Genomic DNA, 11,462 nt, shown 5'->3' with positions numbered 1-11,462 from the left:
GGTGATTTAGTGGAGGCTTCTGGAGATTCAGATTCTTTTGAACCTTTCAGAATTATTGACCCTTCATTTTCTGGGCCACCAATTGGTGTCGTCAGGGGCTGGAAGCTTTACTTACCCTATTTAATTCCCATCGATCTGATTGTAAATCCCCGTGAATATAATTTGCTTACGCCTGAATTTACAAATTCAGTTGAACAGACAGTAAAGCAATATATAACATATTCAGAGCTGGTTCAGGAGGATAATCTTCGCGGTATTTTAGGGGAGGTGATTACAAGTTTTTATATATTGAGTAATCTTTCTGGGCTTGCTGAAAGTTATTATCAAGATGCTTTGCTCCCTCAAATAAGCCAAGCTTTAGGGCGAGTTGGCTGGACTGAAAATGTAGTTTCTGGAATAGGTACACCTGATTCGTTTTTTCAGAATGATCCCCAGACGGCGTCAGATGTTCTAGAGGACTTTCTTTCAAGTTATAGTGATGGATTATGTATCTCTATTTATCCTGAACGCCCCCCTGATGTATCGATGTATATGTGTGGAAAGCATCTCACATCAGGTGTAAGCCGTCAGACCTTTTTTCCCTGTGAATCCGTTGTCAAAATTACCCGTACAAGTGAGATTCTTGAGGAATTTCAGGAACTGCTCCAGAGACAGTTGAGCGAGGCACAATGGGAAGCGTTCCTAAAACATCATTACCAAGAAATTTTTGGACCTTATTACGATAGGATTGAAACACAAGTTTGGCTCAGACTTCCTGAAATTGATCCTGAAGTATCAGGTAGACGAATTGATCTATTTTTGCGGAATGCAGTAGCTGGTGATTGGGAACTTGTCGAGCTTAAACGTCCTAGCCCTATCTTTCGATCCAAACGAAGTATCCCTGGGTTCTGCGCGGAAGTTAATGATGCAATACAGCAGATCAAGCATTATGACCGAATATTACGCTCGGATAGTGTCCGCAAACGGCTAGCAGAGGAAGGAATAGAATACTATGAACCAGAACTGAAAGTAGTCATTGGTAGACGGCCTTCAATACCACAGAAAGACTGGCGTTGGCTTCTCAAGTCATGTGACAGGGATGTTAAGCTAATAACTTATGATTGCTTAATTGAGGAAATGAAAGCACGAATTTCATAGTGCAACTGAGTTGTTTGAGGCGTTGGTTTTAGTGAAAAAAACAGCAAAAGATTTTTTAGGGCTAACATTTCACGGCAGCAGACTGGAAAAATCGTTAGTAGTGCTAAGCTCAAAACTATCTGCCGCCGCTGCGTTTTGTCGTTAGTTCCCATTATGCACATGAGTTCGCACATCATTGCCGCGATCGCCCTTACATCAGCAGATAGCAGAGAGAGCTTGCTTCCCATGGCGTTGTTGTGCTGTCAGGTTGGGGAGAGCGATCGCTGCCTGACGGTAACGCCATCACGTACTCCAGCCGATAAAGGGAACGGGGATCGAGGCAGGGGCAGGGACATCGCGGGCGGTTTCTTCATCCAGGGCTTGCACCACCTGTTGATACAGTTCTTCAGCTTCCTCCGGTGAATTGCCAATGCTGGTGAGCCCCAACTTGCCAAACTCCGACAGACAGCCCATGAGATGGAACACCGTGCCGGTTTCTGTCGTGCTGCGAAAGTTCAGGCGATGGAAGGCAATGATGTCCATCAGGTCATTGGGCATTAATCCGCGATACTTGGGGCTCTCTAAGTTATCTGAGGCAACATAATATTTGGGTGTACCCTGACGACTGTAGAACAGACCATCGTCTAGGCAGTAGGTGCCATTGGTGAGGAGGGCCAGGGCCATAAAGGGATGGGTGGTGCCGCCTTTGCGTAGGTTAATTTCAATGGCATAGAGCGCCCATTCTTCACCATCCGGCGCATCAGGCTGGTAGACTGCCACAAAGTCTAGGCTAAAGCGCTCCAAGGCTCCCTTATCTGCCAGCGCCTGTCCCACCTTCATACCCCAAGCCTGGAGCTGGCGGCGATAGCCATCATCGGCGGGGAAGCGACAGCCTAGGAAAATTTGACCATCGGGGCCACCTAGAATTTGGTCGTGGGTAGATAAGACTTCCACCGTGCCATCGGGAACAATCCGGGCCTGCACACTGGGCGATCGCTTTTCGTCACCTTCAATAAACGCTTCTGCGATCGCCCCCAGTTCGGGAATACGGCTGCTGAAGTTCTCCCAGGTTTCTTGGTCAGACTGGAAGCTGAGATGGACAAACTGCTGGATAATCGCCGCGACGCGCTGGGCATGGCTGGCATCTCCTGGGCGCACGGTAGCTAGATCTCGGAGATTCAGCAGGGCATTGCCTTCTCCCGAAAATCCTTCATTGAGCTTGATGACGATGCGGCGCAGGGTGGGCTGCTGCTCCCAGAGGATGGCGGTGGCGATCGCTAAGTCTTCCACCGTCCAGGTTAAGTCACTGCCAGCGGGATGGGGAATGCCACATTCAGCAAAAATCTGGCGGCTGCCGCTCTTGGTGCCCCACTGTAGCAAGTCTGGATCAACGGCAAGCAAGGGAACGCCCAGCTTCACCGATAGATCGCGCTCAAACTCCGTGGAGTTATAGCAAGTCATGTAGGCTTGGTCGAGGCGCAGGGACTGACGGATACGTTCCATCAGGCGGGGGCGTTCCAAGATTTTCTCGGTGAGCGATCGGCAGGAGGAATCATACACCGATAGCAAGAGCAGACGGCTGCGGGCATGGGAGAAGGGAATGCCGGGCAGCAGTTGCAGGTAATAGTCCACAATGCTGGGATGCAGGGGCTGGGAGGTGATGTAGATCAGGCGCGTGCGGGGATTGCGCAGGCGGATCAGGGAAAACAACAGCCGTTCTTCGTAGTAGTGAATGCCGCGAATTTTCCGCAGCTCCCGCTGATCTAAGGTGACCGAGGGGATCACGAGAATATCGCAGTCGTTGCGGTCAAACTGATCAATCGACTGCCAGCGATCGCGCAGTTTTGACTGAAGTTGATGAAAGGAATCGGTCTGCGTCGATGACAAATACATGGGCTGAGATACGGTAGGAGAATATAGCTATGGAAGGGCAGCACAGTGTCAGCAAATCTCCTGTACTCATGGCCCTGCAGTTCAAGGTGATTGTCGCATACCCCCGATGAACCCGTGCAATACTCGTCTCGCATCGGCCCAGATCTAGCGCTAGGCTAGGAAGGTTGTTCACGAAGAACGAGTTCGCCACATGCACCGAATTGCAGCCACACCGGGGGGATGGACGCCTGGCATGGAGGGGGTAATGTTCGTGGAGCAGACCCCTGCTCCCATGGTGATTTTGACGGCGGCAGATACCGAAATTCTAGCGATCGCCCAGGCCATTGCCCACCTTCCCGACAAGTTTCCCAACCTGCGGGTGGCCAATCTCCTGCATCTCCAGCAGCAGTTGAGCATTGATACTTATGCCGATACGGTGCTGCGCCATGCCCAGGTGATTGTGGTGCGGCTGCTGGGGGGGCAGGCCTATTGGCCCTACGGTCTGGATGTGGTGCGGGAAACGGTGGAGCAAACGGGGGCAAGGCTGCTGGTGCTGCCGGGGGATGATCGTCCAGATTTGGGCTTGATGCATCAGTCCACAGTGCCGCTGGCGATCGCCAACCAGCTTTGGCGCTATTTTACCGAGGGCGGCATCGACAATATGGTACAGGCGCTGCAGTACCTGGCCCAGGTGGGTCTGGATTACTCCTACCATCCCCTGCCGCCACGGCCCGTGCCCAAGGTGGACTGCTATGCCTGGGCAGGGCCATCCTCAGCAACAGGGCGGGTGGGCCTGCTGTTTTACCGGGCCCATTATCTATCGGGCAACATGGCGGTGATCGATGGGCTATGTGAAGCGATCGCCCGCCGGGGAATGGAGCCGATGCCGATGTTTGTGTCGTCGCTACGAGACGTGGAAGTGCAGACCGCTATCCGGCAGCAGTGGCAGCGGCAGCCTGTGGATCTGGTGCTGAATACCACGGGCTTTTCCCTGGCGCGACTGGAGGAGGCGGAGATAGATTTAGACCTATGGCGATCGCTGGATGTGCCGGTGTTGCAGGTGATCTTAAGCAGCGGCACGCGGGAGCAATGGGACAGCGAATGGCGGGGTCTACTGCCCAGGGATGTGGCCATGAATGTGGCGCTGCCGGAGGTAGATGGGCGGATTATTACCCGAGCAGTGTCGTTTAAAACGCGGCAAGATCGCCATCCCCACCTTGAAACCGATGTGGTGCGCTATGAACCCATACCCAATCGCCTAGACTTCGTGGCGGATCTAGCGGCCAACTGGGTGCGGCTGCGGAATACCTCTAGGGGCGATCGCCGCCTTGCCTTGATTTTGGCTAACTATCCCAGCCGTGATGGTCGCCTGGCCAATGGCGTGGGTCTGGATACACCGGAAAGCGTGGTGCAGATCCTCCAGGCTCTAGCCAATGCCGGGTATGATGTCCAGCCCCTGCCCGCCTCAGGAAAGGAGCTGATGCAGTGGCTCACCCAAGGCGTCACCCATGACCCCGATGGTTGGGATCTGCGGCCGGTGCGGCAGTCCCTATCCCGGTCAGCGTACCTAGACTATTGGCAAACCCTGCCCCCTGAGGTGCAAAATGGCGTGGGCGATCGCTGGTCATCTCCGGAGACCCTGCCGGAGGAGATTCCCATTCCAGGGCTACAGCTTGGATCGGTGTTTATCGGCATCCAGCCACCCCGAGGCTATGACCTCGATCCCTCCTTGAACTACCACGCTGCTGACCTAGAGCCCCCCCATGTCTACCTAGCGTTCTACCACTGGCTGCGTCATAACTTTGGGGCCCAGGCCCTCGTCCATGTGGGCAAGCACGGCAATTTGGAATGGCTGCCAGGCAAAAGTGTAGCCCTATCCCAGACTTGCTACCCGGAAGTTGCCAGCGGTGCCCTGCCCCACCTCTATCCCTTTATTGTCAACGATCCGGGGGAAGGCTCCCAGGCCAAGCGGCGCTCCCAAGCGGTAATTATTGACCATCTCACCCCGCCCCTCACCCGAGCAGAACTCTACGGGCCGCTACAGCAACTGGAACGATTGATTGATGAATATTACGAAGCCGATAGCCTCGACCCCAGCCGCCTACCGGTGATTCGCGATCGCATCCAGGCGCTCATCCAAGCCACCCATCTCAACCAGGATCTAGCCACCCTGCCGGGATCCCCAGCAGCGGACTTCAACGACCTGCTCACTCGCACCGATGGCTATTTGTGTGAACTCAAGGAAGCCCAAATCCGCGATGGTCTACATATTCTCGGTCAATGCCCCAGCGGCCGGCTGCTGCGAGATCTGATCATCGCCATCGCCCGTTCTCCCGATCGCCACCGCCTTGGCCTCACCCGCGCGATCGCCACGGCCTGGGAACTGGACTGCGATCCCCTTTCCGACGATCCGGCAACCTTGCTATCCGAGGGCGATCGCCACCGCCTGGCCCAGCAGCAATGTCCCCATCTGCGCACCGTCGGCGACGCGGTTGAACAGATCGAACAGACCGCCGCCCAGCAGGTGGACGCCATCCTAGCCGGGCAGCCGCCATCCATGACCCAGGCAGCGATCGCCCCGGAACTGACCTGGATCCAAACCGACCTCCTGCCCAACCTGCAAAACACCCGCCAAGAACTCACCGCCCTGCTCCACGGTCTAGACGGCGGCTACATTCCCAGCGGCCCCTCCGGTGCGCCCACTCGCGGCCGGGCAGATGTGTTGCCGACCGGCCGCAACTTCTACTCCGTAGACATTCGCGGCATTCCCACGGAAAGCGCCTGGGCCGTGGGTCGCAACGCCGCCGAACTCCTGATCGAACGCTATACCCAGGAAGAAGGCAACTATCCCCGCAGCCTGGCCCTTTCCGTCTGGGGAACCTCCACCATGCGTACTGGCGGCGATGACCTAGCGGAGGCCCTGGCTCTACTTGGAGTTCAACCCGTATGGGACGGCCCCTCCCGGCGCGTCGTGGATTTTGAAATCTTGCCCTTAGAAGTGCTGGGGCGATCGCGTGTAGACGTCACCTTACGGATTTCTGGCTTTTTCCGCGATGCCTTTCCTAATTTAATCGAGCTCTTTGACCAAGCCGTGCAGGCGATCGCTGCCTTGGATGAACCGCCAGAGTGGAATCCCCTGGCCGACCAAGTGCAGCAGGAAACCCAAGCATGGATCGACCAGGGGTTAACTGCCGACCAGGCTAGCGATCGCGCCAGCTATCGCATCTTTGGCTCCAAACCCGGAGCCTACGGAGCTGGTCTTCAGGGTCTGATCGAAGCCCAGAATTGGTCAGACGACGACGACCTAGCCCGCGCCTACATCAACTGGAGCAGCACCGCCTACACCGGCGGCCGCAACGGCCGCGCTCCCCAATCGCTCTCCGCTCCCGCCGCCTTTGAGCAGCGCCTCAGTCAGCTACAGATTGTGCTGCACAACCAAGATAACCGCGAGCATGACCTGCTCGATTCCGATGATTATTACCAATTCCAGGGCGGTTTGACGGTGGCCGCCCGATCGCGAGGCCAGTCCCCTAAACTCTACTTTGGCGACCATTCTCGCCCCGAAACCCCCAAGGTGCGATCGCTCTCCGAAGAACTGACGCGGGTCTATCGATCGCGGGTGGTCAATCCTAAATGGATTGCTGGCGTTATGCGTCACGGCTATAAGGGAGCCTTCGAAATGGCCGCCACCGTAGATTACCTGTTTGCCTACTCCGCCACCACCCACTGCGTCGAGGACTTTATGTATCAGGGCGTTGCCGAGGCCTATATCTTCGACGACGACGTGCAGCAGATGGTGCAAGACGTGAACCCCTGGGCGCTGCGAGATATGGCCGAACGGTTGCTGGAAGCCCACCAGCGCCGTCTTTGGTCATCCCCTAGCCCCGAAACCCTCGATCGCCTGCGGGCCGTCGTCAACCAAGCAGAAGGAGCGATCGAGCAACAGTCGAGCTAGTGCAAGATAGAAGAACGAAGACAGAAAACCGAAAAGGACGTCCAAGACACATAAGGATTCCTGCCTTAGCAACTAGGCGGGTTACATCCGCTCAGAGTACTAGGCATCAATCCAAGCGCTCCGACACCGGCACAGCTTGGCGCTGTGGAACAGACGATGGAAGGAGTTGAGGACGGCGCGATCGCCCGGCACTGCGGCAAATGACCTGGGCATAGTGCTCAGCAATAATGTCTGGCGTAAAGTGATGCTCTAGGTAGGTGCGTCCTGCCTGGCCCATGGCTTCCACTCGCTGCGGATGGGCCATCAAATGCAGAATAAACGCCGCTAGCCCTTCGCGATCGCCCTGCTGAAAAGCCTCACCACACTCCGCCTCCGTCACCAAGTCCTTAAGATAGGAGCGATCGTCACAAATCACCGCCACGGGTCGCCCTGCGGCCAGGCAGCCATAGAGCTTACTGGGTGCCAACAGTCCTTCCATGCCGCGACTGAGGGACACTAGCGACAGATCGCAGGCGGTCAGGGAATAGGGCAGATCTTGCTTATCTTGATAGGGCAAAAATAAACAGTTCTGCAGCCCATAGTCTTCTGCCAGTTGCATACAGAGCGATCGCTTGGCCCCATCTCCCACAAAGACAAACCGCACCTGTTCATGCTGAAGCAGTTTTGCCGTAGCCATAACTGTTTCTAGATCATGACAGCGTCCCATATTCCCAGAATACAAAACCGTAAAGATGCGATCGAGACCGTGGCGCTGGGCAAACCAGTTATCTGATTTAGGTCGAGGTACAACTAAGCTAGGATCTGTCCAGCTATGAATTACGGAAATGCGATGGGCAGGAATTCCGTAGTTCTGAACAATATGATCTCGAATCGTCGAACTCAGCACAATGATTTGCTCAGCTTGATTCCAGACCTTACAGTTAATCCAACGCCAAAGCTTGGTTAACCGATGGTTAGGTTTCAGGACACCCAAGCGTACAGCAACGTCCGGATACAGATCATAGACAAGGCAGATATAACGCAGTCCTAACAGACGCCGGGCGAAGTATCCCAATACGGGTAAGTAAGGCGGTGCCGTTGTTAAAATAGCAATGTCGTGGTGCATCGCTGCTCGCACCATATGCAGCACGGCTCGCAGGCAGAATAACAGCCCATTCAGGGCTTTACCGCGAATCCGTTGAGACCAGAATCGAGAAATTTGCGATCGCTGAATCGAAAGCTGATGAATCTGTTCATACTTCGGCGCAGAGGCTGTGGAAAATGCGTAGCCTGGCTGTCCTGTGAAGACGTGAACCTTAAACTCTTTTTGACTCAGTTTAATCGCTAATTCTTCAATGAGTTGACCCGTTGCAGCGTAGTCGGGTGGATAAAATTGCGTGATAATCAGCAGACGAATACGAGCGTCCAAGTCATGATGATAGTGATGCCACATGAGAGTCCAAATATTACGTGGATTTGGCTGCATTCAATATGCAGACTCAATTGGCAAATAACACCCGGATCACCCTGAAAATGAAGAAGACTTATTCTTGGCTTAAACCTAGCTACGTGACGTAGGGGAATATCCCAAGGTTCCATTTACATCAAACGTTCTTCCTGACATGAGCTTCTATCGTTAGGTAGAGCCCATGCATCACCACAGCCTATTGAGGCCTTTAATCCCAACATCGTTCTCCACTCCAACATCTATCTCTCCCACCCCTTACGTTAAGAGCATCAATGGGTTACTTCTAGGGAATATACGGAGTATCAGGACAAATTATGAACTAATCCTAGGAGTTCCATCAGGAAAGTTCGATGATGATGTCCTCACGATAACGCCAGCGCTCCCATCTCCCCATTACAACATCAATGCTAGAGAAGCGATCGCTCCTCTAGCACTAGGCAGGTCGTTACAGATCATGTTTTACACGTATGGAGCAGGCTTTAGTAGTCGATTTCCTCTTCATACTCCGCCACTTTCTGCCGATCAGGCAGGTTAAGCTTCGGCGGCGTATAGGGCTTAGGACTGTCCTCATCCGCCCAAGCATCCCCAGTCACCTCTACATCCTCATACTGAGCCTCAGGATAGGGTTCAGGGGCAGCTCCTGGAGGCGCAGCATAGTCTTCATCCACATAGGCCACCTGCTGCTCATAGGTTTCATTACCCCAGTTAGCTTCTTGATAGTAAACCGGCTCGGGTTCGGCCTGACGCAGGGGTTCGGGCATGACGCGTTCTTGAGGCTCGTTCCAGTTATCTTCATCCCAGGTTTCTTGGGCCGTGGGCATCACCGTCTGCAGCGGTTGGGCAACCGGCATACCCGTTCCTAGTTGATTGGAGGTCGAGGTGGGCATCACGTAGTAGTCATCCACATCCCGATCCCAAGGAGGACGACCAATACCCAGGCGTTCCAGCACTCCCACCGTCATCTGCACCATCTTCTCCTCTGCCCCCTCGAAGACAATCAGGCGATCGGGGCCGCTACTGACCACTTCTTCAATGGATAGTTCATAGGTGCTAATCACTTGATCGGGAATCAGCGGGATGCCTAGGGACGCAATCACCAAGGATTCAACCTTGCCATCATTAACGTTGAACTTAAACCCGCGCACTTTACCCAGCAGTTCGCCGGTTTCGGTGATCACTTCGCTATTGATAAGAATGCTGTAGGGATCGGTATCAAACGCATCTTCAACCGCGTTGTCGTCATCAACCAAAATCACATCACCAATTTGGCGGATGTTGTTCAACAGCATGATCTCTTGCGTGCTCGACAAGACCCCAGACAACACACTTTCCCGTAAGCCAAAGGCCACAACTTCACGACGATCGATGTCTACCCAGATCTGACTGACGACGCCGAGTCGCTTGCCAGTGTCTCGGGTAATAATTTGAGTTCCTAGGAGGTCAGCTCGTTGGCAGTACTGTTCAAAAGTCATGGGTGGATTTTTGTCTCGAAAATGGTCGAGAGAGCGAAATTGGCAGCAATGGTGTCAGCGATTCGTCAATCGTAACGCTAACGACGGCTAGAACAAATCATAAACCGGATGGGGAAAGTTCCAACGGTGCCCTAGGAAATCTAGTCAACCCCTAATCTGGTGAACGACTGCTGGATGGGGGCAGCGGCATAAGGTGTCGGATCAGGAGATCAACATGAGGGTTGAGTCAGGAAATCGGGCAAATAGGCTGTAGAGGGTTGAGCATGGGTCTGGCAGATTTTCTAGGTGGATTGCTCAGACAGAGGTTTTTTTAGGAGCGATCGCTACCCGGAAATCCGTCCCTGGAGGTCAATACCCAGAACCTGCGTGTAGGCTCCTCGGGCTTGGGTTACCCCAATCGTGCGCTGGGCAGCTTCAATCATCGGACGTCGCAGGCTAACGACAATGAACTGGGCTTGTTGAGTCTGATGTTTAATCATTCTAGCTAATCGTTCTACATTTGCCCCGTCAAGGAACATATCCACCTCGTCAAAGGCGTAGAATGGCGAGGGACGGTAGCGCTGCAGGGCAAAGATGAAGCTGAGGGCGGTGAGGGACTTTTCTCCCCCAGACATGGAGGCTAGGCGGCGGACGGGTTTGCCCTTAGGATGGGCGACTAGATTGAGCCCGCTGGAAAAAGGATCATGGGGATCATCAAGCTGCAGGTAGCCATCACCGTCGGAAAGTTCAGCAAAAATGGTTTGAAAGTTGCCATTCACCGCGTCAAAGGCTTCCTTGAAAGCTCGCTGGCGCAGGGTGGTGAAGTTTTCGATACGCAACAGCAGTTCGCTGCGTTCTTCCGCCAAGGTGGATAACTTTTGGCTGAGTTCATCCAGCCGGGCCTGGGTGCGATCGTGCTCTTCTAGGGCCAACATGTTCACTGGCTCCATGGCCTGCATCCGCCGCTGCAGCGATCGCACCTGTTGCTGAAGCTGTTCTAGCCCTAACTCGTCGGGAATCTCCGGCAGAGGATCGGGCAATTCGGACTGCTGGGCAACCAGTTGCTCCTGCAGGGCCGCCAAGTCTTGCTGACGCGCCTGCTGGGTTTCGAGGGTATGCTGACGCTTCAGCTCCGTTTGCTGATGCAGGGTTTGGCGATCGCGTAATTGCCGCTCCACCCGATCGCGCTCTTGCTTCTCCGCCGATAGAGTGTGCTCTAGGGTAGACAACGCAGTTTGAATGTCTGCAATCTCGCGGTTGAGAGCATCCTGCTGGCTGCTGCCGGAGGTACGCTGGCTGAGCTGGCTAGTCTGCTGCTGCCGATACTCCTGCACCCGCTGTTGAGCCTGTTCAATCTTTTCCTGGAGCCGCTGGCGCTGCATGTCCATCTCACTACATCGCTGTTCGGCGGCGCGCAGGGCCAATTGGCGATCGCTGAGGGTTGCTTCCTGGTGCTGAATCAGGGTCTGGGCCTGCTGCCATTCGCTATGGGCTTGGGATTGTTCCAACTCCGTCAACTGCTGGCGATCGCGGGAAACTTCAGCTTCCTGCTGCGGTAGCGCCTTCTCTAGGGTCTTGAGCCGGGTTTGGGCCTGGCTCAGTTCTTGCGTATGCTGCGATA

General features: G+C 54.5%; 6 protein-coding genes. 2 read left to right on the top strand and 4 right to left on the bottom strand.

Annotated features, from left to right (window positions below; translation table 11 throughout):
- Window positions 1-1,137 (top strand): Shedu anti-phage system protein SduA domain-containing protein (locus tag V6D20_07725; protein ID HEY9815672.1); only part of this gene is annotated, 1,137 nt, incomplete at its 5' end.
- A gap of 282 nt (window positions 1,138-1,419) precedes the next feature.
- Here the strand turns inward: V6D20_07725 and V6D20_07720 are convergent.
- The gene (locus V6D20_07720) at window positions 1,420-3,009 is read right to left on the bottom strand and encodes a peptide ligase PGM1-related protein (GenBank protein HEY9815671.1); all 1,590 of its coding nucleotides are present in this window, start codon (window positions 3,007-3,009) and stop codon (window positions 1,420-1,422) included.
- A gap of 190 nt (window positions 3,010-3,199) precedes the next feature.
- Between V6D20_07720 and cobN the strand changes: the two genes are divergently transcribed.
- Complete coding sequence (gene cobN / locus V6D20_07715; protein HEY9815670.1) at window positions 3,200-6,943, top strand: cobaltochelatase subunit CobN; 3,744 nt, start codon at window positions 3,200-3,202, stop codon at window positions 6,941-6,943.
- Between the two features lie 106 nt (window positions 6,944-7,049).
- Here cobN and V6D20_07710 read toward each other — a convergent pair whose 3' ends face one another.
- From V6D20_07710 to V6D20_07700, 3 genes are all read right to left on the bottom strand, one after another.
- On the bottom strand, window positions 7,050-8,375 hold the full coding sequence (locus V6D20_07710; GenBank protein HEY9815669.1) for a glycosyltransferase family 4 protein: 1,326 nt from the start codon (window positions 8,373-8,375) through the stop codon (window positions 7,050-7,052).
- A 494-nt stretch (window positions 8,376-8,869) separates the two neighbouring features.
- Window positions 8,870-9,862, bottom strand: a complete 993-nt coding sequence (locus tag V6D20_07705) for a PRC-barrel domain-containing protein (protein ID HEY9815668.1) — start codon at window positions 9,860-9,862, stop codon at window positions 8,870-8,872.
- Between the two features lie 323 nt (window positions 9,863-10,185).
- Window positions 10,186-11,462, bottom strand: a 1,277-nt coding sequence (locus V6D20_07700; protein HEY9815667.1) for a hypothetical protein, incomplete at its 5' end; no start/stop codon positions are given.

This window comes from Candidatus Obscuribacterales bacterium (assembly GCA_036703605.1).
Classification (GTDB): Bacteria; Cyanobacteriota; Cyanobacteriia; order RECH01; family RECH01; genus RECH01.
The sequence above is the reverse complement of the archived record's forward strand: the minus strand, read 5'-3'. Positions and strand labels throughout refer to the sequence as shown.